21 protein-coding genes are annotated in these 23,325 nt (G+C 69.9%); 13 read left to right on the forward strand and 8 right to left on the reverse strand.

The features are described from left to right. Positions 1 to 219: 219 nt before the first annotated feature. The 4 genes from CCK91_RS02100 to CCK91_RS02115 form a co-directional block, all read right to left on the reverse strand. Positions 220 to 1,071: an ATP-binding cassette domain-containing protein gene (locus tag CCK91_RS02100; protein ID WP_086472652.1), complete on the reverse strand. Its 852-nt coding sequence runs from the start codon at positions 1,069 to 1,071 to the stop codon at positions 220 to 222. Then, complete coding sequence (locus tag CCK91_RS02105; RefSeq protein ID WP_086472653.1) at positions 1,068 to 2,927, reverse strand: dipeptide/oligopeptide/nickel ABC transporter permease/ATP-binding protein; 1,860 nt, start codon at positions 2,925 to 2,927, stop codon at positions 1,068 to 1,070. Before CCK91_RS02105 ends, CCK91_RS02100 begins: the two co-directional genes overlap by 4 nt. Beyond that, positions 2,924 to 3,865: an ABC transporter permease gene (locus tag CCK91_RS02110; protein WP_085511322.1), complete on the reverse strand. Its 942-nt coding sequence runs from the start codon at positions 3,863 to 3,865 to the stop codon at positions 2,924 to 2,926. Before CCK91_RS02110 ends, CCK91_RS02105 begins: the two co-directional genes overlap by 4 nt. 159 nt (positions 3,866 to 4,024) lie before the next feature. After that, a complete protein-coding gene (locus CCK91_RS02115; protein WP_086472654.1) occupies positions 4,025 to 5,545 on the reverse strand; it encodes an ABC transporter substrate-binding protein in 1,521 nt (506 codons plus the stop codon). 247 nt (positions 5,546 to 5,792) lie between these two features. Here CCK91_RS02115 and CCK91_RS02120 point away from each other — a divergent pair, with 247 nt between their 5' ends. Continuing rightward, a complete protein-coding gene (locus CCK91_RS02120) occupies positions 5,793 to 6,353 on the forward strand; it encodes a TetR/AcrR family transcriptional regulator (RefSeq protein ID WP_242664206.1) in 561 nt (186 codons plus the stop codon). Between the two features lie 96 nt (positions 6,354 to 6,449). Here CCK91_RS02120 and CCK91_RS02125 read toward each other — a convergent pair whose 3' ends face one another. Beyond that, positions 6,450 to 7,580, reverse strand: coding sequence for a VanZ family protein (locus CCK91_RS02125; RefSeq protein WP_086472655.1), 1,131 nt, complete (start codon positions 7,578 to 7,580; stop codon positions 6,450 to 6,452). Positions 7,581 to 7,697: 117 nt separating this feature from the next. Here CCK91_RS02125 and CCK91_RS02130 point away from each other — a divergent pair, with 117 nt between their 5' ends. Next, positions 7,698 to 8,297 carry an NAD(P)H-dependent oxidoreductase gene (locus CCK91_RS02130; protein ID WP_086472656.1) on the forward strand — a complete coding sequence of 200 codons (600 nt, stop codon included), beginning with the start codon at positions 7,698 to 7,700 and terminating at the stop codon, positions 8,295 to 8,297. A 114-nt stretch (positions 8,298 to 8,411) separates the two neighbouring features. Here CCK91_RS02130 and CCK91_RS02135 read toward each other — a convergent pair whose 3' ends face one another. Next, a complete protein-coding gene (locus CCK91_RS02135; protein WP_086472657.1) occupies positions 8,412 to 9,149 on the reverse strand; it encodes a FadR/GntR family transcriptional regulator in 738 nt (245 codons plus the stop codon). Positions 9,150 to 9,373: 224 nt separating this feature from the next. Here CCK91_RS02135 and CCK91_RS02140 point away from each other — a divergent pair, with 224 nt between their 5' ends. The 8 genes from CCK91_RS02140 to CCK91_RS02175 all read left to right on the forward strand — a co-directional run bounded on the left by CCK91_RS02140 (position 9,374) and on the right by CCK91_RS02175 (position 18,406). Beyond that, positions 9,374 to 10,753 carry an MFS transporter gene (locus CCK91_RS02140; protein ID WP_229940051.1) on the forward strand — a complete coding sequence of 460 codons (1,380 nt, stop codon included), beginning with the start codon at positions 9,374 to 9,376 and terminating at the stop codon, positions 10,751 to 10,753. Beyond that, positions 10,750 to 12,534: a dihydroxyacetone kinase family protein gene (locus CCK91_RS02145; RefSeq protein ID WP_086472658.1), complete on the forward strand. Its 1,785-nt coding sequence runs from the start codon at positions 10,750 to 10,752 to the stop codon at positions 12,532 to 12,534. The genes CCK91_RS02140 and CCK91_RS02145 overlap by 4 nt, the downstream gene beginning before the upstream one ends. Continuing rightward, positions 12,531 to 13,001, forward strand: a complete 471-nt coding sequence (locus CCK91_RS02150) for a ribose-5-phosphate isomerase (protein WP_064295405.1) — start codon at positions 12,531 to 12,533, stop codon at positions 12,999 to 13,001. The genes CCK91_RS02145 and CCK91_RS02150 overlap by 4 nt, the downstream gene beginning before the upstream one ends. Further along, the gene (locus CCK91_RS02155) at positions 13,001 to 13,786 is read left to right on the forward strand and encodes a triose-phosphate isomerase family protein (protein WP_086472659.1); all 786 of its coding nucleotides are present in this window, start codon (positions 13,001 to 13,003) and stop codon (positions 13,784 to 13,786) included. The genes CCK91_RS02150 and CCK91_RS02155 overlap by 1 nt, the downstream gene beginning before the upstream one ends. Then, positions 13,783 to 14,580, forward strand: coding sequence for a sugar phosphate isomerase/epimerase family protein (locus tag CCK91_RS02160; protein ID WP_086472660.1), 798 nt, complete (start codon positions 13,783 to 13,785; stop codon positions 14,578 to 14,580). The genes CCK91_RS02155 and CCK91_RS02160 overlap by 4 nt, the downstream gene beginning before the upstream one ends. Continuing rightward, positions 14,577 to 15,449 (forward strand): phosphogluconate dehydrogenase C-terminal domain-containing protein, encoded by an 873-nt coding sequence (locus CCK91_RS02165; protein ID WP_079704514.1) that lies wholly within the window; start codon positions 14,577 to 14,579, stop codon positions 15,447 to 15,449. The genes CCK91_RS02160 and CCK91_RS02165 overlap by 4 nt, the downstream gene beginning before the upstream one ends. A gap of 241 nt (positions 15,450 to 15,690) precedes the next feature. Beyond that, positions 15,691 to 16,443, forward strand: a complete 753-nt coding sequence (locus tag CCK91_RS02170) for an SDR family NAD(P)-dependent oxidoreductase (RefSeq protein ID WP_086472661.1) — start codon at positions 15,691 to 15,693, stop codon at positions 16,441 to 16,443. A 10-nt stretch (positions 16,444 to 16,453) separates the two neighbouring features. After that, positions 16,454 to 18,406, forward strand: a complete 1,953-nt coding sequence (locus CCK91_RS02175; RefSeq protein ID WP_086472662.1) for a hypothetical protein — start codon at positions 16,454 to 16,456, stop codon at positions 18,404 to 18,406. 243 nt (positions 18,407 to 18,649) lie between these two features. Here the strand turns inward: CCK91_RS02175 and CCK91_RS02180 are convergent, their stop codons facing one another. Further along, entirely contained in the window at positions 18,650 to 19,165 is a 516-nt protein-coding gene (locus CCK91_RS02180) for a GNAT family N-acetyltransferase (RefSeq protein WP_086472663.1), read from the reverse strand. A gap of 237 nt (positions 19,166 to 19,402) precedes the next feature. On the opposite strand from CCK91_RS02180, the gene CCK91_RS02185 reads away from it, so the two are divergent. Further along, complete coding sequence (locus CCK91_RS02185; RefSeq protein WP_133059912.1) at positions 19,403 to 19,681, forward strand: hypothetical protein; 279 nt, start codon at positions 19,403 to 19,405, stop codon at positions 19,679 to 19,681. Between the two features lie 10 nt (positions 19,682 to 19,691). Continuing rightward, a complete protein-coding gene (locus tag CCK91_RS02190; RefSeq protein WP_086472665.1) occupies positions 19,692 to 21,035 on the forward strand; it encodes an MFS transporter in 1,344 nt (447 codons plus the stop codon). Positions 21,036 to 21,046: 11 nt separating this feature from the next. On the opposite strand, the gene CCK91_RS02195 is transcribed toward CCK91_RS02190, so the two are convergent. Then, on the reverse strand, positions 21,047 to 22,057 hold the full coding sequence (locus CCK91_RS02195; protein WP_086472666.1) for a diacylglycerol/lipid kinase family protein: 1,011 nt from the start codon (positions 22,055 to 22,057) through the stop codon (positions 21,047 to 21,049). Positions 22,058 to 22,227: 170 nt separating this feature from the next. Between CCK91_RS02195 and pdxY the strand changes: the two genes are divergently transcribed. Continuing rightward, on the forward strand, positions 22,228 to 23,076 hold the full coding sequence (pdxY, locus tag CCK91_RS02200) for a pyridoxal kinase PdxY (RefSeq protein ID WP_086472667.1): 849 nt from the start codon (positions 22,228 to 22,230) through the stop codon (positions 23,074 to 23,076). The last annotated feature ends 249 nt before the right edge of the window (positions 23,077 to 23,325 follow it).

Here is a 23,325-nt window from a genome sequence, read left to right on the forward strand (position 1 = left end):
ACCGGATGGTGGGTCTCAGGGACCGGATGGTGGGTCTCAGGGACCGGATGGTGGGTCTCAGGGACCGGATGGTGGGTCTCAGGGACCGGATGGTGGGTCTCGGGGACCGGATGTGGGCCCTTCGACAAGCTCAGGGACCGGGGGTGGGTCTCGGGGACCGATGGTGCGCCCGGCCGGCCGGGTTCCTGGCCCCGGCCGACCGGGCGGTCGAAGCGACGGTCAGGCGGCGGAATCCGCCGCACGCTGCTCGTCGATGAGGCGGCGTCGCTCCACCCGGCGGTCCTCCTGGCGGTCCGGGTCGGGGATCGGTGCCGCCATGAACAGGCGCTGCGTGTAGGGATGCGCCGGGTGCGCCGTCACCTGGTCACCGTCGCCGGACTCGACGATCTCGCCGTGGTACATGACCGCCACGCGGTGGCTGATGTGCCGGACGACCGCGAGGTCGTGCGAGATGAACAGGTAGGCGACACCCGTCTGCTCCTGGATGTCGATGAAGAGGTCGAGGACCCGCGCCTGCGTCGACAGGTCGAGGGCCGACACGGGCTCGTCGCACACGATGAGCTTCGGATCGAGGGCGAGCGCCCGGGCGATCGCGATGCGCTGCCGCTGGCCGCCCGAGAACTCCCGGGGGAGCCGTGAGGCCGCGCCGGTCGGCAGCTGCACCTGGTCGAGCAGGGATCCGACGCGCTTGCGGGCGTCGGCACCGGAGACGCCGCGCACGGTGAGCGGCTCGGTGAGGATCTGCTCGATCGTGAGCGAGGGGTTGAGGGAGGAGTACGGGTCCTGGAACACGACCTGGATCTCCGAGCTGAGTGCCCGGCGCTCCTTGCGCTTCAGGTGCCCGATCTCCTGGTCGCGGTAGCGGATACTGCCGCCGGTGACCGGGGCGAGGCCCAGCACGGCGCGACCGAGCGTGGTCTTGCCGGAGCCGGACTCGCCGACGAGACCGACGGTCTCACCGGGCTTGATGTCGATCGACACGCCCTTGAGCGCCTTGAACGACTGGGCACGGAACCCCTTGCCCGGGTACTCGACTTCGAGGTCCTTCACCTCGAGCAGTGACGACGTCATCGGGTCTCTCCTGTCAGGTTCGTCGCGAGTGCCGGTCGGGCGGGACCCTCGTCGAGGATCGCGCCGAGCAGCGACTGCGTGTACGGGTGCTGTGCGTGGTTGAAGATCGAGCGCACCGGCCCGGTCTCCACGATGAGTCCGTTCTGCATGACCGAGACCCGGTCGCAGAGGTCGGCGACCACACCGAAGTTGTGCGTCACGAGGAGCATCGCCATGTGGCGCTCCGCTTGGAGGTCGCGCAGCAAGTCGAGGACCTCCGCCTGCACGGTCACATCGAGGGCGGTGGTGGGCTCGTCGGCGATGACGATGTCCGGGTCCGTGGAGACGGCGCCGGCGATGAGCACGCGCTGCGCCATACCGCCCGAGACCTCGTGCGGGAACGCGGCGAAGGTGCGCTTGGGGTTCGGGATGCCGACCCGCTCGAGCAGGGCGAGCGCCTTGTCCGTCGCCTCCTTCTTGCTGAGGCCGAGGGTGACGCGCAGGGGTTCGACGAGCTGGCTGCCGATCGTGAACGCCGGGTCGAGGTTCGACATCGGCTCCTGCGGGATGTAGCCGATGCGCTTGCCGCGGATGGCCGTGTACTCGCGCTCCCCGAGGGTGTCGAGTCGGGTGCCCTCGTAGCGGATCGTGCCGTCCGTGACCCGCCCGCCGCGCGGCAGGAGCCCGAGGACACCCCACGCGGTCTGGGTCTTGCCCGAACCGGACTCGCCGATGAGGCCGTGGACCTCGCCCTTGCGGATGTCGAGGTCGACGCCGTGGACGACCTCGGTGACCCGGCCGCCCTCCTGGTCGTAGCCGACGCGGAGGTCGCGCACGCTGAGGACGAGCTCCTCGGCGCGAGCGGAGGCGCGGGCGTCGTCGTCGTGGCGGATGGGCGGGACGCCGACGATCTCGTCCTCGCTGATCCCGGAGGTGCTGATCGACTGGGTGACGATCGTGTTCGAGCCCGTCTTCGAGGTCGTGACGATCTTGCGACGGCGCCGACGGACGGACACGGTGCGCTCGAGCTCGTCGCGCATCGCGTTGGCGAGCAGGGTGAGCGCGATGCAGGTGAGCGCGATCGCGAGCGACGGCCACACCATGAGGATCGGTGCCTTGTAGATGTTCGTGAAGCCGTCGTTGAGCATCGACCCCCAGGTCGGCACCGACAGGTCGCCGAGACCGAGGAACTCGAGGCCGGACTGGATCGCGATGGCGATGCCCGCGATGATCGCCGACTGGATGATGATCGGTGCGCGGACGACGGAGAGGATGTGCTTGCCGATGATGCGCGGGTCGCTGAGGCCCGAGACCCGGGCGGCGTCGACGTAGAGTTCCGAGCGGACGGCCGTGACCGCCGCGTAGACGAGGCGGAAGTAGGAGGGCGAGAGCAGGATGCCGAAGATCGCCATCGAGATCCAGACCGACGGGCCGAGGACGGCGCGGGCGGCGAGGAGGACGACGATGCCGGGCAGCGCCATGATGAGGCCCGTGAACCAGGACGACACGGAGTCGAACCAGCCCTGGTAGTACCCGGCGATCAGTCCGGCGACGACCCCGATGACGATCGCGACGACGAGGGCGAGGAGCGCTGCGGCGACGCTGATCTGGGTGGCGGCGAGCAGGCGGGAGAACACGTCGCGCCCGGCGCTGTCCGCTCCGAGGAGGTGGTCGGCGCTCGGAGGCGCCAGGACCTGCTGCAGGGACGCGAGGTTCGGGTCCTGCGGGGCGATGAGCGGTCCGAGGATCGCGACGACCCCGATGAGCACGAGGAACACGAGGGACGCGGCGCCGATCGGGCGCTTGAGGAGCCGACGCAGGAGGTTGACGCGGACCTGCGGGGTCGGGACGGTGAGCGGGGTTTCGATGGCGGTCATGACAGTCGCACCTTCGGGTTGAGCGCAGCCTGCGCGAGGTCGATGAGCAGGTTGACGACGACGACGATGATGGCCGTCGCGATGACGACCCCCATGACGATGGGGATGTCGCCCTGGGTCGTGGCCTGCACGGCGAGCTGACCGATGCCCGGGAGGGCGAAGATCTGCTCGATGATGACGGCGCCGCCGAGGAGGCCGATGAACTGCACGGCGAGGACGGCGAGAGCCGGGCCGCCGGCGTTCCGCAGCACGTGCTTGTAGATGACGCGGCCCGTGCCGAGCCCGCGACTGCGGAGCGTCCGGACGTAGTCCTTCGACATCGCGTCGACGACGGAACCGCGCACCTGCTGCGAGACCGTCGCGATGGCGCCGATCGCGAGGGCGATGATCGGCAATGTCACCGAGGCGACCCAGCCGGAGAAGGACGTGGTGATCGGGATGTACCCGGTGGCTTTGAACAGGCGCAGGTTGATCGCGAAGGTGATGACGAGCACGAGCGCGATGAGGAAGCTGGGGATCGCGAAGCCGATGACGGAGATGAACTGGACGACGTTGTCGATCCATCCACCGCGACGGGCGGCGAGGACACCGAGGATGACGGACACGATCGCGGCGATGATGGTCGCGCCGAGCACGATCGAGAGGGTGACGGCGAGGCGGCCGGTGACGCCGGAGGAGACGAGCTGGCCGGTGAACCACGAGCGGCCGAGGTCGCCCTGGAAGGCGGAGGTGATCCAGTCGAGGTACTGCACCGGCAGCGGGCGGTCGAGGCCGAGTTCGGCGGCCTTCTTCGCGACGGTCTCGGTGGTGGCGCTCTGGCCGAGGATCCGGCGGGCGATGTCGCCGCCGCCGAGGTAGAGGAGGGAGTACGCGATCACGGAGATCACGAAGATGAGGACGACGCCGGAGACCAGGCGTCTGAGGATGAATCCGAGCATGGGTCACTCCAGGAAGTGGGTGAGTGAGGGGTGTTGGGGCCGGCCCGCCCGAGCGCTGGGCACTCGGGCGGGCCGGGGTCGAACCGACGTGCGGCCGGCCGGTCCCGGTCCCTGAGCCGGTCGACGGGCGAACCCCTCGACCGGCTCAGGATCAGCGGACTACTTCGGCTGGATGTCGTAGATGGACGGGTACGCGTTCGTCGGGATCATCTTGACGGTCGTGTTGGCGTCCGTCGCGAAGCTGCCCTGCACCCGGTAGAAGGGGGCGAACCAGGCCTGCTCGACGATGTAGGCGTTGAGTTCCTTGGCGACCTTGCCCTGCGTCGCCTCATCGCCGTACTGGATCTGCTTGATGTACTCGTCGACCTTCGGGTCGTCGTACTTGAAGGGGTTGAAGACGGCGTTCGGGGCGATCATGAACTGGATGAGCTGCCAGTCCGGGTTCTGCTCCAGCGCCATGAAGGAGACGGGGAACTTCGGGGCCAGGAGGTCGGCGATGAAGTTGTTGCCCGGGTCCGTGTACTCGGCGGTGATGCCGACGTCGGCCAGCTGCTGCGAGATCAGCGTGTAGGTGGTGGCGCCGAGCACCGTGGAGGACGGCATCGAGAGCGTCAGGCCGTCGGCGTAACCCGCCTCGGCGAGCAGCTCCTTGGCCTTCTCGGGGTCGTAGCCGTAGCGGTCGTCGAGCGACTTGTCGTAGGCAGGGGAGTTCTCCGGGAAGACCTGACCCGTGACCGTGCCGTTGTCGTTCTGCAGCGCCTTGAGCAAGGCCGGGCGGTCGAACGCGTAGTTGATGGCCTGGCGGACGCGGACGTCGGCGATGGCCGGGTTCATCGTGCCGGCGCGGTCGAGGAGGAGCATGCCCTGGAAGTCGAGCTCGTTGGCGTTGACGGTCCAGCCGGCGCCCTCGACCTCGGCGAGGTTGTCGTTGTTGGCGAGCTTGATGCCGTTGACCTCGCCCGACTTGACGGCGTTGAGGCCGGCGGTCGCGTCCTGGAGGACGTTGATGGTCAGCTTGTCGTAGTGCTGCCAGTCCTTGTTCCAGTAGTCGGGGTTCGCGGTGTAGCTGTAGCTCGTGCCGGTGACGGTCGCGGCCGTGTCGAGCACGTACGGTCCGGAGCCGACGGGGTTGGTGGCGAGGTCGGGGCTGTCGAACGACTCCGCGCTGGCGATCAGGCCGGGGTCACGGGTGAGGTAGTTGAGCATGGCCGGGTCCGGCGCGCTCAGGGTGATGACCACGGTGGTGTCGTCGGGGGCAGCGACGGAGGCGACCCCGGCGAAGTAGCCGGCGTCGGGGGAGGTGCCGGTCTTGAACCGCTCGAGGTTCTGCTTGACGACGTCGGCGGTGAGCTTCGACTTGTCGGTGAAGGTGACGTCGTCGCGGATCTTGAGCGTCAGGACGGTGTTGTCGTCGTTGTACTCGTAGGAGGTCGCGAGCGACGGGACGATCTCCCCGTCGGCGGTGGCGACGAGCAGGGTGTCGAAGACGGCCTGGTAGAAGGGCGAGCGGTTGCCCCACTCGGAGCCGGCCGGGTCGAACGTGGTGGGGGGAGTGATCGCACCCAGGATCAGGGTGCCACCGGAGCCGCTGTCAGAGCCGGAGGTGCTACCGGAGCATCCGGTGAGCACGAGTGCAGCAGCGGTGACCGCGACGGCTGCGGTCGTCTTCCATCGGAACATCTTTGTCCATTCGCTGTGAGCAATCCCTCATCGGATCGCTGGTGATTGAGGACGCTAGCATGAAACCCGAGTGGTCACTAGCTTTTTGTTTTCGGCCATGTCACAGTTGGATCACGACCAGGCCGCGGCGTTCGACGGGGAACGCGCTATCGTGAAGCCGTCCGAAGGGGGAGGTCGTCCGATGACATCGGTCAAGACCGGGAACAAGCCGCAGGGGAAACCTCGCGGCGCATATGCGAAAACCGGTATGAAGCGCGTCGCGATCCTCGACGCCGCGCTCGCGGTCTTCGCCAATGGGGGATATCGCGCGGGTTCGCTTCGGGAGGTGGCCGCGCAGGTGGGGATGAGCGAGGCCGGACTCCTGCACCACTTCCCGAACAAGAGCGCGCTGCTCGCCGCCGTGCTCTCGCACCGCGACGACCTCTCGGCGACGCTCGTGCCGATGGACGGCGACGACCCGATCGAGACGCTCCGGGGGTTGGTCGCACTCGCTCGGTACAACGCCTCCGTGCCCGGCGTGGTCGCGCTCTACTGCACGCTGTCGGCGGAGGCCACGTCGCCCGACCACCCGGCGCACGACTACTTCGTCGAGCGCTACGAGGGCACACGCGGGCGGCTCGAGCGCACCTTCGGACTGCTCGTCTCCGCAGGACGGGTGCGGGCCGACTTCCCCACCACCAGCGCGGCCTTCATGACCCTCGCGCTCATGGACGGCTTGCAAGTGCAGTGGCTGCTCGCGCCGGAGTCGGTCGACATGGCGGACGAGCTCCACGCCTTCCTGTCGGGGCTCCTCGGCACCGAGCTCTAGGCGCCGAGCGGCCGGCGCGGCAGCAGGACATCCGCCCGGGGGCAGGAGCCTCCGGGCGAGTGCGTCCTGCTTCGGCGCCGATCTCCTGCTGTCGCGCTACGGTGTCGTCGTGCGAGCGTCGCGGAGGTCCGCGCCGACGGAGGCGTACGAGACGCCGCGGCGGTGCCGGGTGAACGGTACGGAGACGACGGCCGTGGCGACGATGATGAAGCTGAGGATCCCGATGATCCCGACGATCGTCTGCGTGAGGCCGCTCGTGGCGTCGGGTATCTGTGCGGCGGTCGTCGTGGCGATGTACGGCAGGGCCACGACGGACCCGCGGTAGAGGCGGCGGGCCGCTGATCCACGGCCGTCCGACCACTGCGGAGCGAGCCAGACGAGGCGCTGCCCGAGCGACGCCCCGCTCCCGATGAGCGCCGGCAGGACGATGACGAGGACGACCGTGCCCGCGCCGATGCTGAGCACCTCGGGCAGTGTGGGGTCGTTGGCGGCCCCGGTCGCTCCCGTGAGCAGGACGCGTGGGACGACGAACACGAGCGACAGCACCGTGATCGAGAGGTTCACGGCGAACGCGTCGAGCACCATGCCGAACCAGCGTCGCCAGACGGTGATGGGTCGCGCCCGGTCGCGGGTGGCGCGCAGGGCTCGCGCGCTCGGCATCCACCCGAGGATGATCGGGGCGATGAGTGCTCCGATCGCGGCGCCCGCCGTGTTCGTGATCACGTCGTCGACGTCCGCCACCCGGTAGGCGCATTCGTACAAGCCCCAGATGCCCGTGTACTGCGTCGACTCGATCAGGAGGGAGACGAGCGCCCCGAGCAGGATGGAGACACCGAGCCCACGGTTCCAGTACCGCCGCGCGATGGCGCCGAACGGGATGAACAGGATCACGTTCAGGACGACCTGGAGGAACGCGTGGCTCGTCAGGGTGCTCAGGACGGAGAGCCCAGCGGTCTCTCGTGCGATGTCCCCGATCGAGTGCCCGGGGATCAGCTCGAGCGCGCCGTGGGCCGTGCTGCAGTTCGCACGCTCGTCCGGCAGCGGCAGCAGCGTGTACGCCACGAGGGCCACCGCGTAGACACTGACCGCCGCGGCACCGATCACCCGGGGGAGTGACATCTGGCCGTAGCGACGGAGTTGCACGAGCAGGATCGGACCAAGGACGGCGAAGAAGATCAGCGTGCCGCCGACGAGTCCGACCCACGCCTGCCATGTCCATCCGCTCATTCCGACAACTGTAGGGCGCTCGCCGCGCCGTCGGCATCAGTCGGCGGACGGACCCCGGTCATCCTGCAGAGGGTGCCGAACGGCGGATCCCGCGTCCGATGCAGGCGATGATGGAGTGTGCCGACGCTCATCGTGACCACCCATCCCGACTCCGACTCCCTCACCCACCATCTCGCCCAGCGGCTCGCGCAGGAGCTGCGATCGACCTCGGACTCGACCAGCGTCGAGGTCGCAGACCTGGCTGCGGAGGGCTTCGACCCGCGGTACACGCTCGCCGACCGCCACACCTACCGCGTCGGCGGTGACTTCACCCCGGACGTGGCCGCCGAACAGGAGCGGCTCGACCGGGCCACCGACCTCGTGCTCGTCTTCCCGGTGTACTGGTGGTCGGCGCCCGCACTCCTCAAGGGCTGGTTCGACCGCGTGTTCGTCAACGGCTGGGCGTTCGGCCTCGACGCGGACGGCGGGATCGTCCGGAAGCTCGACCGCCTGCGCGTGCACCTCGTACCGATCGCTGGTGACGACGCCGGGGTCTACGACCGCCACGGCTACGAGCAGGCGATGCGGACGCAGCTCGAACACGGCATCGTCGACTTCTGCGGCGCTCGCCGCGGCGTGACGACCTTCGTCCACGACTCGGAGGGCGAGGACGCCGACGCCCGGACGCGTGCGGTGGAGGTCGCGGCGGAGGCGATCGTCGGAGCGATCCGCGCCTGACCGCCCTTCGACAAGCTCAGGGACCGCCCTTCGACAGGCTCAGGGACCGGGTACCGTCACTGAGCCGAACCCCGGTCACTGAGCCGAACCCCGGTCACTGAGCCTGTCGAAGTGCTACGCCGTGAGGGTGCGGTTCAGGCGCTCGGTCGCGGTGTCCATGTGGTGCTGCATCGCTGCCGTGGCCGCGGCGGGGTCGCCCGACATGATCGCCTCGTAGACGGCCTCGTGCTCCTCGAAGGCGCGCTGGGCGTCGACGTCCTCCTGGATGCCGCGCTCCACCCAGATGCGGAGGAGCGAGCGGATGCTCTGCAGGAGGTCGGAGAGCACACGATTCCCGGTGGCCGAGGCGAGCTCCAGGTGGAACTTCAGGTCGGCCTCGATGAACTTGGTGCGGTTGGCACCCGCCTCGCTCATCGCGGTGAGGTGGTTGCGGAGCCGGTTGCGCGCCATGTCGTCCATGCGCGTCGCGGCGAGGCCGGCGGCGAAGACCTCGAGCTGCCCGCGCACCTCGATGAGCTCGCGGGTCCGTGGTTCGCCCAGCATGAGGCCCCAGCTGAGCGTCTCGGGGAGGAGCTCGGAGACACTGCCGCGGAGGTAGGTGCCGCTGCCCGGGCGGACGTCGACGACGCCGAGGATCTCGAGCGCCGCGAGTGCCTCGCGGACGGCTGAGCGCCCGATGCCGAGCGACGCGGCGAGCTGGCGTTCCGGTGGGAGGCGGGTCCCCGGGGCGATCTCACCGCTCGTGAAGTGGTCGAGCAGACGCTTGGCGACGGCGGAGACGGCGGATCCCACGGCGACCGGTCCGAGGCTGGACGAGATGTCGTCGGTCGGCCGATCCGGGAACGCAGGCATGGGTTCACTGTATCGCGGCCCTTCGACAAGCTCAGGGACCGGGATGGGTGCTTCAGGGACCGGGAGGGGTGCTTCAGGGGTCGGAAGAGGTGTTCGAGTACGAGGCGGGTGCTCGGGGGCCAGCGATGCTTGAATTGGTCAACCGGTTGATGTATCGTTCATTCCGGTCCGGCCCGGACCACGCCCTGCCCGCGGCATCGATGCCGCCCACCCGAGGAGTCATAGTGGACACCACCGCCCCCGCGGCCAACCCGGCTGTCGAGCGATCAGCCATCCGGAAGGTCTCGATCCGTCTCGTGCCGTTCGTGGCGCTGATGTTCTTCATCAACTACCTGGACCGCACCGCGATCGGCTTCGCCGCCCCCAACGGCATGAACGAGGACCTCGCGCTCTCCGCCGCCCAGTTCGGCTTCGCGTCCGGCGTCTTCTTCATCGGCTACATCCTGCTCGAGGTGCCCAGCAACCTCGCGCTCAACAAGTTCGGTGCACGCCGCTGGCTCGCCCGCATCATGGTCACCTGGGGCATCGTCGCGGTCCTGTTCACCTGGGTCGCCAACTTCGAGCAGCTCGCGATCCTCCGCTTCGTGCTCGGTGTCGCCGAAGCCGGCTTCTTCCCGGGAGCGATCCTTTTCCTGAGCCTCTGGGTCCCGGCCAAGCACCGCAGCAAGATCCTCGCCCTCTTCTACCTGGCGCAGCCGCTCACCACCGTCATCGGCGCGCCCCTCGCCGGGTGGCTCATCGGCCAGCACGGCGTGTTCTTCGGTCTCGAGGGCTGGCGCTTCATGTTCCTCGGCGTCGGTCTCCCGGCCATCCTCATCGGTGTCATCGCCTGGTTCTACCTGAAGGACCGCCCTGCGGACGCCAAGTGGCTGACCACCGAGGAGCAGGTCTGGCTCACGGCTGCCCTCGCGCATGAGAAGGCCACCACCGAGCAGAAGCAGGGCCACGTCAGCCTCAAGCACGCGTTCACGAGCGGTCGCGTCTGGATGCTCGCGTTCATCTACTTCGGCTTCATCTACGGCCTCTACGCGCTCGGCTTCTTCCTCCCCACGATCATCGAGGGCTTCCAGGAGACGTTCGGGACCGAGTTCAACGTCATGCAGAAGGGCCTCATCACGGCGATCCCGTACGTGCCGGCCGCCATCGCCCTGTACTTCTGGTCGCGTGACGCGACGCGTCGTGGCCTGAAGACCTGGCACATCGTGATCCCCGCGATCGTCGGCGCCGTGAGCATCCCGCTCGCGCTCTTCGCCAACTCGCCCGCCCTCACCATCGCGATCATCGCGGTGACCGCCATGGCGATCTTCGCCGCGCTGCCGAACTTCTGGACGCTGCCCACGCAGTTCCTCACCGGTGCGGCAGCGGCTGCCGGCATCGCGCTCATCAACACGGTCGGCAACCTCGCCGGGTTCTCGGCGCCGTACATCACCGGTGCCGTCGCGGACCTCACCAAGGTCGGCGACACCCCGCAGTACGTCGTCCCGATGTTCATCGTCGGTGGCTTCATGATGATCTCCGCGACGCTCATGGTGATCCTCTCCAAGCAGCGGAGCTCTCGCGAGCTGCGGGTCTCGCACGACGACCTCACGGGCAAGACCCGATGACGCGCCTCTTCAACGACCCGGCGGACTTCGCCGACGAGATGATCGACGGCTTCGTCGCTGCGAACCGCAACCAGGTCCGCCGCGTGACCGGTGGCGTCGTCCGGAGCACCCGGACGCCCGAGGGCACGGTCGCGCTCGTCATCGGCGGTGGCTCCGGCCACTACCCGGCGTTCGGCGGCATCGTCGGCCAGGGCCTCGCGCACGGTGCGGCGATGGGCAACCTGTTCGCGTCGCCGTCCGCCCACCAGGTCGAGTCGGTCGCGAAGGCGGCGCAGCGTGGCGGCGGCGTCCTCCTCAGCTATGGCAACTACGCGGGCGACGTGCTCCACTTCACCCAGGCGCAGGACGCGCTGAACGCGGCGGGCATCCCCACCCGCAGCGTCGCCGTCACCGACGACATCTCGAGCGCGCCCCTCGCCGAGAAGCACAAGCGTCGCGGCATCGCGGGCGACCTCACCGTCTTCAAGTCCGCCGCCGCAGCGGCCGAGGCGGGCTACGACCTCGACGAGGTCGTCCGCGTCGCCACCCACGCGAACGAGCGCACCCGGTCCTTCGGCGTCGCGTTCAGTGGCTGCACCCTGCCGGGCGCGACCGAGCCGCTGTTCACCGTGCCCGAGGGCCGCATGGCGGTCGGCATGGGCATCCACGGCGAGCCCGGCATCGACGAGACCGACGTGCCGACGGCCGATGAACTCGCCACCCTCCTCGTCTCCTCGCTGCTCGCGGAGCTGCCCGAGGGCGTCTCCGAGGCCGGGGGCGCGCGCGTCGGCGTCATCCTCAACGGCCTCGGCTCGGTGAAGTACGAGGAACTGTTCGTCGTCTACCGCGCGGTCGCCGCGCAGCTCGAGGCCGCAGGGGTGGACATCGTCGACCCCGAGGTCGGCGAGGTCGTCACGAGTTTCGACATGGCCGGGGTCTCGCTCACGCTCTTCTGGTTGGACGAGGAGCTCGAGGGTTTCTGGGCTGCCGGTGCCGACACCCCCGCCTACCGCAAGGGCGTCGTCGCAGCGGCCGAGCAGCTCGACCCCTCGGAGCTCGTCGCCGAGACGGTTGCCGAGATCCCCGAGTCCACCGACGCGTCCCGGGCCGCCGCCGCGGTCGTGGTCGAGGCCCTCGACGCGCTGGTCCAGGTCATCGACACGAACGTCGAGGAGCTCGGCCGGATCGACGCCGTCGCGGGTGACGGCGACCACGGCATCGGCATGCAGCGCGGTGCTCGTGCCGCCGTCACCTCCGCACATGCCGCCGCTGATGCCGGGGCCGGTGCCCACACCGTCCTGCACCTGGCCGGCGACGCCTGGGCGGACCGCGCCGGCGGCACGTCCGGCGCCCTGTGGGGCCTCGCGCTCCGCTCGGTCGGAACCGCCCTCGGCGACGAGGTCGCACCAGGCCGCACCGACGTCGCGACCGGCGTGCAGGCCGCGGTCGACGGCATCATGTCGTTCGGCAAGGCCGAGGTCGGACAGAAGACGATGGTCGACGCGCTCGTGCCGTTCACCACCACCCTGAGCGCAGCCGTCGCCGACGGTTCCGACCTCGTCACCGCCTGGACGGCCGCCGCCGCGGCAGCCTCCACCGCTGCCGCTGAGACAGCGGACCTCCTGCCGAAGATGGGCCGCGCCCGACCGCACGCCGAGAAGAGTCTCGGTACCGTCGACGCCGGTGCCTACTCGTTCGGCCTGATCGTCACGGCGATCGTCCCCGTCCTCGAGCGCGCCGCCGGCACCACCGCACCGGACGGCTCCACCAGCACCACCACCAACGAAGGAGTACACGCATGACCGATCAGCTGCGCATCGTCATCGGCTCGGATGACGCCGGGTTCGACTACAAGGAGATCGTCAAGCGCGACCTCGAGCAGCACGACGGCGTCGCCTCGCTCGTCGACGTGGGCGTGGACGCCGATGGCCACACCGCCTACCCGCGCGTCGCGATCGCCGCAGCGGAACTCGTCGCGTCCGGCCAGGCCGACCGCGCGCTCCTCTTCTGCGGCACCGGTCTGGGCGTCGCGATCGCCGCCAACAAGGTCGCCGGCATCCGCGCCGTCACGGCACACGACAGCTTCTCCGTCGAGCGCGGTGTCCTCAGCAACAACGCGCAGGTCCTGACGATGGGCCAGCGCGTCATCGGCATCGAGCTCGCCCGCCGCCTCGTCCGCGAGTGGCTCACCTACCGCTTCGACGAGACCAGCGCGAGCGCCGAGAAGGTCGCCGTCATCGGTGAGTACGAGGCGACGGGCTCCTGCTGATGACCACCCCGTCCCCGTCGGCCGTGCCCACGTCGACCGCGCCCCGCGTGGTCGGTGTGAGCCTGAAGATGTACTTCGGCCACGCGCAGACCCTCGACTGGATCGAGCAGGTGGGCGCTCTCGCCCGCCGGCACGAGGCCGTCGTCGACGGTCGGGTGCGGCTGTTCGTCATCCCCGGCTACCTCTCGATCGCCGCCTCGGCGGCGGCGCTGGCGGAGACGGGCGTGCTCGTCGGTGCACAGGACCTCGCGAGCGCCGACCGCGGTGCCTTCACGGGTGAGGTCGGCGGGCCGGAGCTCGCCGAGGTCGGTGTGACCGTGGTCGAGGTCGGCCACGCGGAGCGCCGCTCGCTCTTCGGCGAGACCGACGAGGTCGTCGCCGAGAAGACCGCAGCCGCCCTCCGCAACGGCCTCTCGCCGGTCCTCTGCATCGGCGAGGTCGAGCGCACGACGCCCGAGGCGGCTGCGACGGAGTGCGTGCGCCAGCTGGACTCCGCGCTCGCGGATGCCGTGGCGGGACCGGTCATCGTCGCCTACGAGCCCGTGTGGGCGATCGGTGCGGCTGAACCCGCGTCCGCCGAGTACGTGCGAGCCGTCGGCGCGATCCTGAAGCAATCGATCGCCGAGCGGCCCGACCGGGTCGGCAGTTCCGTCATCTACGGCGGCAGTGCGGGTCCCGGTCTGCTGACCGCCCTCGGTGACGACGTCGACGGCGTGTTCCTCGGACGCTTCGCCCACGACGTCGCGGCGCTCGAGGCCGTGCTCGACGAGGCGGCCCGCGCATGATCGGCTTCGGCACCTACACCTTCTTCTGGGAGGGCTCCGAGCTCGCACCCGAGCGCTTGAGCGTCATCGGCATGATCGAGCGCACTGCCGAGGCCGGCGTCGAGCTCTTCCAGATCTGCGACGACGCCCGCATCGAGTCGATGTCCGACGATGAGCTGCGCCAGATCGCCGAGGTCGCCCGCGAGCGCGGGGTCACCCTCGAACTCGGGACGAAGGGGATCGCGGTCGCGCACCTCGAACGCTTCCTCCACATCGCCACCGTGCTGGGCGCGAAGCTCCTCCGCAGCATGGTCACGTCCGGCGACGACCGGCCGTCCCACGCGGACGCCGTCGATCGACTCCGCGCGGTGCTCCCGGCGTTCGAAGCGGCCGGCGTGACGATCGCGCTCGAGACCTACGAGCAGCTGTCGTCGCAGGAGCTCGTCGACCTCGTGACCGTCGTCGACCACCCGAACCTCGGCATCTGCCTCGACCCCGCCAACACCGTGGCCCGGCTCGAGCACCCCAGTGACGTCATCGAGCGAACCGCTCCGTACGTCCGCAACATCCACGTCAAGGACTTCGCGTTCACCCGCCGGGGCGGCTGGGTCGGCTTCACCCTCGAGGGCGCGCCGCTCGGCACCGGCCTGCTCGACTACCCCGCCCTCACCGCCGTCGTCCGACCGGACGAGCGCGGTGTCAACCAGATCATCGAACACTGGCTCCCGCTCGGCGACTCCATCACGGAGACGATCGAGCTCGAGCGCACGTGGACCGCACACAACCTGCAGTACCTGAGAGAAGGAAGATCATGACCGACACCACCACCGTCGCGGACCAGCTCACCATCGCCGTCATCGGCGCGGGCGGCAAGATGGGCATGCGCGTCTCCAACAACCTCGTGAAGACCAGCCACACCGTCTTCTACAGCGAGGTCTCGCCCGCCGGCCAGGAGCGTGTGACCGAGGCCGGTCGCGAGCTCACCGAGACCGACGCGGCCGTCACCGACGCCGACGTCGTCATCCTCGCCGTCCCGGACCTCGCCCTGAAGGCCGTGTCCGCCGGCGTCGTCCCGCTCATGAAATCGGGCGCCGTGCTCCTCACGCTCGACCCGGCCGCAGCGTACGCGGGTCTGCTGACGCGTCGCGACGACGTCATCCAGGCCGTCACGCACCCCTGCCACCCCTCCGTCTTCGTCGAGCGCCACACGCCCGAGGAGTACGCGGACACCTTCGGTGGCATCGCCGCCCTCCAGGACGCCATCGCGGCGATCGAGTCCGACGACGCTGAGAAGCAGGCGCAGGTCGAGGCCGTCGTCCGGGCGATCTTCGCGCCCGTCGGCGAGGTCCACTGGGTCACGGTCAAGCAGCTCGCGCAGCTCGAGCCGACCCTCGTGGAGACGATCGCCTGCATGATCGGTGCGCTCCTCAAGGAGTCGCTCGACGAGGCCGTCAACACCATGGGCGTGCCGGAGCCGGCCGCTCGTGCGATCCTCCTCGGCCACACGCAGGTTGCCCTCGCGAACTCGCTCAAGGGCGACAACCCGTTCTCCGACGCGTGCCTCATCGCGATGGACTACGGCCGTAGCGCGATCATCAAGGACGACTGGAAGAAGGTCTTCCAGGACGACGAGCTCGACAAGAACCTCGCCGCCATGCTCCACCTCGACAAGATCGAGCGGTAACCCACTTCCCCAACTCAGGAACGCTGCGGCGTGTCGGTCCGCTGCCCCCCCTGGCGGGCCGACACGCCCACCGGCTCCTGAGTTGGGAATCCTGCACCAGACAAACGCCGACGCCACATGCGGTCAACCGGTTGTGCCGGATAGGCTGCAGACGACCCGATGCGCCACCCGCGACACCCACGGCAGCAGCCCGCGATACCCACCCGCGACACCCCGAACACCGCACGAGAGACAGGCGACGATGACTGGACGACTTGCAGGAAAGACCGCGCTCGTGACGGGTGCCGGATCGGGGATCGGACGCTCGGTCGCCGAGCGGTTCGCCCGGGAGGACGCCGCTGTCGTCTTCTCCGACCGCGACATCCAGGCCGCCCGCGATGCTGCGGCACCCTTCCCGACCGCCATCGCCGTGCGACTCGACATCGCCGACGAAGCGAGCGTCGAGGCCGCCTTCGCAGTCATGGACGCCGCCGGCAAGACCCCGGACGTCGTCGTCGCGAACGCCGGCGTGCAGCTCTTCGGCCAGGACGCGAAGATCGCCGACCTCGACCTCGGGGTCTGGCAGCGCACGGTCGACATCAACCTCACCGGAACCTTCCTCACGACGAAGCACGCCGTCCGTGCCATGCTCGGCCGGGGCGGCTCGATCATCCTCACGGGCAGCCCGACCGGTCTCAACGGCGAGGGCGCCGACTTCACGGCGTACAGCTCCACGAAGGCCGGGATCCACGGCCTCGGCCGGACCGTCGCCGCGGCCTACGCCGATCAGGGGATCCGCGTGAACACCGTCGTCCCCGGCTACACGGAGACCCCGCTCGTCACCGCGATCTCCGGCGACCCCGAGTCCCGCGCCGCGATCGTCGGGCGCATCCCGCTCGGTCGTCCCGGCCAGGCCTCGGACGTCGAGGGCATCATGGTGTACCTCGCCAGCGACGAGTCGAGCTTCGCCACCGGAGCGACCTTCCGGGTCGACGGCGGCATGACGAGCCTCTGAGCCGACGATCATGACCTCGCGTTCGGGAACCACCTTCCGCGTCGCATCCGACCTCTTCCTCGACCGCGAGCGCGACGCACTCGCCGTCGGCCGTGGACCGTGGTCTGCCTCGCTCCGCGGGTCGGAGCTGGATGACATCGCCTTCGACGGCGAGCTCGTACTGCGCAGCATCCGCTTCGTCGTCCGCGACCAGGACTGGAAGACGCTGCCCGTCATCGTCGACGCGGTCGACCACACGACGAGCGGCCTGCATCTGCGCGGGCGGGTCGGCGACGACGGCGAGACCGTCGCCTGGTCCCTGTCGGTCGACCTCGGTGCGTCGACACTGCGGGTCGCCGTCCGGGCCGAGGTGACCGCCGCGTTCCGGCGCGCGCGCATCGGTCTCATCGTGCTGCAGTCACCGGCCCTCGCAGGCACCGAGCTCGTCGTCGGCCACCCGGAGGGCTCCACGACGACCACGCGCCTCCCGGACCACGTCGCTCCGCATCAGCCGGCGATCCGCATCGAGTCCCTCGCCTGGACCGGCGACCGCATCGCGACCACGGCCCGCTTCAGCGGTGACGTCTTCGAGATGGAGGACCAGCGCAACTGGACCGACGCCTCGTTCAAGACCTACTCGACGCCGCTCTCGATGCCGTTCCCCGTGGCCCTGGCGGTCGGTGACGTCGTGGAGCAGTCCGTCGAGGTCAGCTGTGCGCGGGTCGACGCTGCCGAGCGCGCCGACGCCCCACTGGCCACGCCGCTCGCCGTGACCGTCGTGCCCGAGACTGAGCTCGCGGGCAAGCGAGAAGACCCGGTTTCTGAGCCTGTCGACGGGCGGATCGGCGCGCCACTCGACGGCGTCGTCCCCACGATCTCGACCTCGGTGTCGAGTGACCCCGACGGTGGACGCGCTGGTGCGGTGGTCCCGGATGCGATCACCGGGACCCTCGTGGAGATCGACCCGACGAACCACGACTGGCCGGCCATCCTCGATCGCGCCGTGCGCCAGGCCGGCGCCAGGCCCCTCGACCTCCGGCTCGTGCTCGGGACGGGCGAGGAGGCCGAGCCGGTGCTGCGACGGCTGCGTGATGCAGCTGTGACCGTCGTGCGCGTCGGGGCGTTCCATCGTCGCACCCACCTCTCGGAGATCACGCTGCTGACCGCGGTCGGCGACGTCCTGCGAACCCTGTGGGCCGACATCTCGACGCCGCCCCCCGAGCTCGTCGGCGGCACGCGCGCGCACTTCACGGAGCTCAACCGCAACCACGCGCGCCTCGAGCGCTGGACGGGCCCCGTGGCGTTCAGCATCACGCCGTTCATGCACGACCGCGGCGGGCACCAGCTCGTCGAGTCGCTCGGCATGCAGGCCGTCGTCGTGGCGGACGCCGTGAGGATCGCCGACGGCCGCCCGCTGCACGTCGGGCCGGTCACGCTCGGCGCCCGCTACAACGCGGTCGCCACCACGCGGGCGAGCGCCGGTGACTCCCGCGACCCGGAACTCCGTGCGGGCTTCGGCGCGGAGCACGTACCCGGCGCGACGGATCGCCGGCAGTCGGCCGAGGCGCTCGGTGCCTGGGTCGTCGGCAGTGTCGCGGCGCTGGCCGTCTCCGGGGTCGAATCGTTGTCGTACTTCGAGGCGACCGGACCGCGTGGGCTCGTCGCGGCCGACGGGACGCTCACGGCTGCCGGCCGGGTGCTCGGGTGGATCGCCGAGCTCAGCGGACGGCAGCGCGTCGCGGTCGAGATCGGCGGGATGTCGCTCGGTGCCGGGTCGTCCGTCGCCGGGCCACCCGTCTCGTCGGCCGGTGTGACCGCGATCGCCGCCGTCGATGCCGCAGGCGAGACCGTCGTCATCCTCGGCAACCTCGCCGAGACACCGGTCCGGGTCGTCCTGACCGGCGCGTCCGAGCCGCGCGCCGTGGAACTCGCTGCGGGTGCGGTCGCCCGGGTCGTCATCACGGCTCCCGTCCCCGGTTCGTAACTCCTGCATCCCGGGCGCGTACCCGGGGGCCGGGCTGCTCCTGGGCGGTGTACTGACCGACCAGCAGGAGTTGTGCGCAGCGCATCCCGGTCGGAGCGCCTCAGCCGGCAGGAAGCCTCGCCGAGCTTCCCGCCGGTTCACAACTCCTGCAGTTCGTCGCGGGAGCGCGGCGGCACGCCGGGGCTGAGCCGATCCGCGAACGCACGACCGACGCGAGCAGGAGTTGTGAACCGGCGGGAGGGCTCAGGCGAGCGTGCGGCGCAGGATGGCGAGGTCGAGCCAGCGGCCGAACTTCGTCCCGACCTCCGGCAGCAGGCCGACCTGCTCGAACCCGAGCTTCGTGTGCAGGGCGATCGATGCGGTGTTCTCGGCCTCGATGAGGGCGAGCATGACGTGGTGGCCGTCGGCCGTGGCGCGTTCCAGCAACTCGACCATGAGCGCCTTGCCGAGGCCGCGCCCCTGTGCGTCCGGGTGCACGTACACGGAGTTCTCGACGGTGTGGCGGTACCCGTCCTTCGCGGCGTAGGGACCGTAACTGCCGTAGGCGAGGACGTCACCCTCGGGGAGCGCGTCGTCGGGGCCGTCGGCGATGGCGACGAGCGCGACCCGGCCCGGCTGCTGGTGGCGGGCGAGCCACGCCTCGCGCTCGGCGAGGTCGGGTGTGACCTCGGTCCAGATCGCCACACCGTTCGCGACGGCGTCGGTGTGGATGGCGAGGACGCCAGGCAGGTCGGCGGGTTCGGCGATACGGATGCGCATACATCGATCGTAGAGCGCCCTTCGACAAGCTCAGGGACCGATGGGTTGGGCTCAGGGACCGATGGGTTGGGCTCAGGGACCGATGGGTTGGGCTCAGGGACCGGTGATGTCGGGTTCAGGGGTCGGCCGTGGGGAGCCGGGGTGCCCTTCGACAAGCTCAGGGACCGGCGGGTTGGGCTCAGGGACCGACGGTGTCGGGCTCAGTGGCCCGGTGCCCGCGACGGGTAGATTCGAGGCATGTCCTCCTCCACTCCGCTCCCGATGGAGCAGCTCACCGCCGTCCTGAACGCCGAAGTCGCCCGGTACGCCGCGCGCGGTTGGACGGTGTCGTCGGTGCAGGGCCAGCAGGCCGTGCTGCAGCGACAGAAGCGCATCGGCTGGTTCTGGAACCTAATCCTGACGTTCATCACCGGCGGGCTCTGGCTCATCGTCGTGATCATCCGCGTCGTGAACCGCAAGGTCGAGTCGCTCATCGTGACGGTCGACGCCTACGGTCGCATCTCCACGCGACGCTGACGGTCGGAGCATGAGCGAGCGCGGCGAGAGCGACTCCCGGGAGACCGACGCCAGAGCTGTCATCGCCGCCGAACGTGCCCGCGTCCAGCGGCGGACGCTCACGGTCGTCGTCATCAGCCAGGTCCTCGGCGGTGCCGGTCTGGCCGCCGGGGTGACGGTCGGGGCGCTCCTCGTGCAGGACGTCCTCGGCAGCATGAGCCTCGCGGGCGTCGCGGCCGCGCTCCTGACCCTCGGCTCCGCGCTCACCGCGTTCCTCGTCGGGCGCGTGACCCAGCGGCTCGGCCGGCGCATCGGGCTCGGACTCGGATTCGCGGCGGGCGGCATCGGCGCGATCGGTGTGGTCGTGGCCGCCACCACCGCCCTGGTGCCGCTCCTCTTCCTGTCGTTCTTCGTCTACGGCGCAGGCACGGCCACGAACCTCCAGGCGCGCTACGCGGGGACCGACCTCGCGACCCCGGCCCGACGTGGTTCGGCGATCAGCGTCGCGATGGTGTCGACGACGCTCGGCGCAGTGGCAGGGCCCAACCTCGTCGAACCCTTGGGAGCGTTCGCGACCGGCCTCGGGCTGCCGTCGCTCGCCGGGCCGTTTCTCCTCGCCGCGGTCGCCTACCTCGCGGCCGGGACGGCGTTCCTCGTGCTGCTCCGACCCGACCCGTTCCTCCTCGCCCGCCGTCTCGACGCCGAGCTCGCGCAGCTGGAGGTGGAGCGGACCGCCGCGGAGCAGACCGCCGCAGAGCAGATGGGGTCGAAGCAGACATCACCGACGACCGCGGCACGCCCACGTCCCGGCGTCGGTGCCTACGTCGGTGCCGCGGTCATGGTGGTCACGCAGATCGCCATGGTGGCGGTGATGACCATGACCCCGGTGCACATGCGCGCCCACCACCACGGCCTCGGCGAGGTCGGGCTCGTGATCGGGATCCACATCGCGGCGATGTACCTCCCCTCGCTCGTGACCGGCGTCCTGGTCGACCGCATCGGCCGCACCCCGATGGCGATCGCCGCCGGCGTGACCCTCCTGCTCGCCGGTGTCACGGGAGCCCTCGCGCCGGCGGACTCGCTCGGCTTACTCATCCTGGCGCTCGCGCTCCTCGGACTGGGCTGGAACTTCGGGCTCATCGCGGGCACCGCGCTCGTCGTCGACCACACCGTGCCCGCCAACCGGGCACGTACCCAGGGCACGCTCGACGTCCTCATCGCGCTCGCCGGTGCCGGAGCCGGTGTCATGTCCGGCGTCGTGATGGCGGGTGTCGGCTACGGCGCGCTGTCGATCGCGGGCGGTGTGCTCGCCCTCCTGCTGATCCCCGTGCTGCTCTGGGCCCGGCGGGTCACCCCACAGACCACAGTCGGCTGAGGGGGCGCGAGCTACTCCGCCGCGGCCGGAACGCGGACGGTGAGTGCTCCCGGCTCGATCCAGGTGTTGATCGCGACGGCCTTGCCGAAGCCGTCGCCGTCGAGTTCGATCTCCTCCGGCTTCGACATGCGGGCGACGAAGCGCTTCGCGGTGCCGTACCGGAGCTCGCCGTCGTCCTTCTGCTTGCCGGCGAGGGCCTTGCCCGCCTTCGTGCGACGGAGGACGCCGTTCACCCAGGCGACCTTCGCCCAGATGCGGATCCACCCCAGGATGCCTCCGGGGCGCATGAACATGAGGTCGAACAGGCCGTCGTCGACGACCGCGTCCGGCAGCAGCAGGATGTTGGCCGGCAGTGAGCCGCAGTTGCCGATGATGACGGTGTGGACGGTCGCGCGGGTCTGCGGCTCGTCGTCGATGCGGAACCGCAGGTGCAGTTCGTCGGGGTCGCGCAGCGACTTCACGATCGCGTCGACATAGGCGGCCCAACCGGCCTTCGCCTTGAGGTCGTCGTCGGTGTTCTTGATCATCTTCGCGTCGATGCCCATGCCGGCCATGACGACGAACACGTGGCGGTCGCGCGAGTGGTCGGCGCGCTCGATGTCGATGACGCCGAGGTCGATGGGCTTGTCGTCGCCGGTGAACGCCGTGACGACGGAGCCCGGGAGGTCGTTCAGGGTGAGGTCGAGGTTGCGGGCGAGGAGGTTGCCGGTGCCGGAGGGCAGGAGCGCGAGGGGGATCCCGCTGCCCCGCAGCGCCTCGGAGACCGCACGGACCGTGCCGTCGCCGCCGGCCGCGATGACGAGGTCGACCTTCGCGGCGATCGCCTCGGCGGTGACGCCCTGGCCGACGTCGTCGATGCTCGTCTCGAACCAGAGCGACTCGCCCCAGCCCGCGGCGGCGGCGGAGCGGTCGACCGACTCCCGGAGCGCGTCGAGGTCGACCTTCACGGGGTTGTAGATGACGGCGGCGGTCTTGGTCGCCGTGGTGTCGCTCGGCGTGGTCGTGCTCTCAGGAGTCGTCATCCGATCAGCATAGAAGCGGAGACGCGGACGAGGGGGATCCCGCTCACGGGTTGACGCAGCACGTGGGTTCTGTAGGCGGCGGAAGAGTATCGTTGAGTCCTTGCAGGCACCGTCCATGCCCGCCACGAACGCAGTGTCCGCGGCGGCCTCCCCATCGTGATTGCGACATCGTGAAGATCCTCTCCATCCAGTCAGCCGTGGCCTACGGGCACGTCGGCAACTCCGCGGCCGTGTTCCCCCTCCAGCGCATCGGCGTCGAGGTGATCCCGGTCAACACGGTGAACTTCTCGAACCACACCGGTTACGGCGCGTGGCGCGGGCCGCTCATCTCGCCCGAGCAGGTCGGCGAGGTCATCACCGGTGTCGAGGAGCGCGGTGCGTTCCCGCAGATCGACGTCGTGCTCTCGGGTTACCAGGGCGGCGTCGGCATCGGCGACGTCATCGTGGACGCGGTGCAGCGCGTGAAGGCGGCGAACCCCGACGCGCTGTACGCCTGCGACCCGGTCATGGGCAACGCGAAGTCCGGCTGCTTCGTCGCCCCGGAGATCCCCGACCTGCTGCGCGACCGCGTCGTGCCGAACGCCGACATCATCACGCCGAACCAGTTCGAGCTGGGCTTCCTCACGGGCACCGATCCTGCTTCGCTCGAGTCCACGTTGGCGTCGGTCGAACTGGCGCGCGCGATGGGCCCGTCGGTCGTCCTGGTGACGAGCGTCGAGCGTCCCGACCGCGACCCCGAGACGATCGAGATGCTCGTCGTGGACGACGCCGGTCGGTGGATCGTCCAGACGCCGCTGCTGCCGTTCAAGGCGAACGGCTCGGGCGACGTCACGGCCGCCCTGTTCGCCGCGCACTACGGCGAGACCCGCGACGCGAAGCTCGCCCTCGAGCGGACGGCGTCGAGTGTGTTCGACCTCGTCGAGCTCACGTACCGCTCCGGCCAGCGCGAGCTGCAGCTCGTCGAGGCGCAGGAGTTCTACGCGAACCCGCGGATGCAGTTCACCGCGACGGCGGTCTGAGCCACTGAGCTCCCCTCCCGGTCCCTCAGCTCCCCTTCCGGTCCCTGAGCTTGTCGAAGGGCGGGGTTGTCCGTGTGCACTTCGACAGGCTCAGTGACCGGGGAAGGTGTCTCGAACGGGTTTCGGTCCCTGAGCTCCCTTTCCGGTCCCTGAGCTTGTCGAAGGGCGGGGTTGTCCGTGTGCACTTCGACAGGCTCAGTGACCGGGGGCGGCTCAGTGACCGGGGAAGGTGTCTCGAACGGGTTTCGG

The sequence above is a fragment of the Plantibacter elymi (nom. nud.) genome (assembly GCF_900177795.1).
In the GTDB taxonomy this organism is placed as follows: domain Bacteria; phylum Actinomycetota; class Actinomycetes; order Actinomycetales; family Microbacteriaceae; genus Plantibacter; species Plantibacter elymi.

What these genes read in the sequence shown, in the direction of transcription:
- CCK91_RS02165 (WP_079704514.1), top strand. Translation starts at nt 14,577, where the DNA reads ATGACCGACACCACCACCGTCGCGGACCAGCTCACCATCGCCGTCATC.
- CCK91_RS02125 (WP_086472655.1), bottom strand. Translation starts at nt 7,580, where the DNA reads ATGAGCGGATGGACATGGCAGGCGTGGGTCGGACTCGTCGGCGGCACG.
- CCK91_RS02160 (WP_086472660.1), top strand. Translation starts at nt 13,783, where the DNA reads ATGATCGGCTTCGGCACCTACACCTTCTTCTGGGAGGGCTCCGAGCTC.
- CCK91_RS02110 (WP_085511322.1), bottom strand. Translation starts at nt 3,865, where the DNA reads ATGCTCGGATTCATCCTCAGACGCCTGGTCTCCGGCGTCGTCCTCATC.
- CCK91_RS02135 (WP_086472657.1), bottom strand. Translation starts at nt 9,149, where the DNA reads ATGCCTGCGTTCCCGGATCGGCCGACCGACGACATCTCGTCCAGCCTC.
- CCK91_RS02185 (WP_133059912.1), top strand. Translation starts at nt 19,403, where the DNA reads ATGTCCTCCTCCACTCCGCTCCCGATGGAGCAGCTCACCGCCGTCCTG.
- CCK91_RS02150 (WP_064295405.1), top strand. Translation starts at nt 12,531, where the DNA reads ATGACCGATCAGCTGCGCATCGTCATCGGCTCGGATGACGCCGGGTTC.
- CCK91_RS02175 (WP_086472662.1), top strand. Translation starts at nt 16,454, where the DNA reads ATGACCTCGCGTTCGGGAACCACCTTCCGCGTCGCATCCGACCTCTTC.
- CCK91_RS02170 (WP_086472661.1), top strand. Translation starts at nt 15,691, where the DNA reads ATGACTGGACGACTTGCAGGAAAGACCGCGCTCGTGACGGGTGCCGGA.
- CCK91_RS02100 (WP_086472652.1), bottom strand. Translation starts at nt 1,071, where the DNA reads ATGACGTCGTCACTGCTCGAGGTGAAGGACCTCGAAGTCGAGTACCCG.
- CCK91_RS02145 (WP_086472658.1), top strand. Translation starts at nt 10,750, where the DNA reads ATGACGCGCCTCTTCAACGACCCGGCGGACTTCGCCGACGAGATGATC.
- CCK91_RS02180 (WP_086472663.1), bottom strand. Translation starts at nt 19,165, where the DNA reads ATGCGCATCCGTATCGCCGAACCCGCCGACCTGCCTGGCGTCCTCGCC.
- CCK91_RS02120 (WP_242664206.1), top strand. Translation starts at nt 5,793, where the DNA reads ATGAAGCGCGTCGCGATCCTCGACGCCGCGCTCGCGGTCTTCGCCAAT.
- CCK91_RS02190 (WP_086472665.1), top strand. Translation starts at nt 19,692, where the DNA reads ATGAGCGAGCGCGGCGAGAGCGACTCCCGGGAGACCGACGCCAGAGCT.
- CCK91_RS02115 (WP_086472654.1), bottom strand. Translation starts at nt 5,545, where the DNA reads ATGTTCCGATGGAAGACGACCGCAGCCGTCGCGGTCACCGCTGCTGCA.
- CCK91_RS02155 (WP_086472659.1), top strand. Translation starts at nt 13,001, where the DNA reads ATGACCACCCCGTCCCCGTCGGCCGTGCCCACGTCGACCGCGCCCCGC.
- CCK91_RS02195 (WP_086472666.1), bottom strand. Translation starts at nt 22,057, where the DNA reads ATGACGACTCCTGAGAGCACGACCACGCCGAGCGACACCACGGCGACC.
- CCK91_RS02105 (WP_086472653.1), bottom strand. Translation starts at nt 2,927, where the DNA reads ATGACCGCCATCGAAACCCCGCTCACCGTCCCGACCCCGCAGGTCCGC.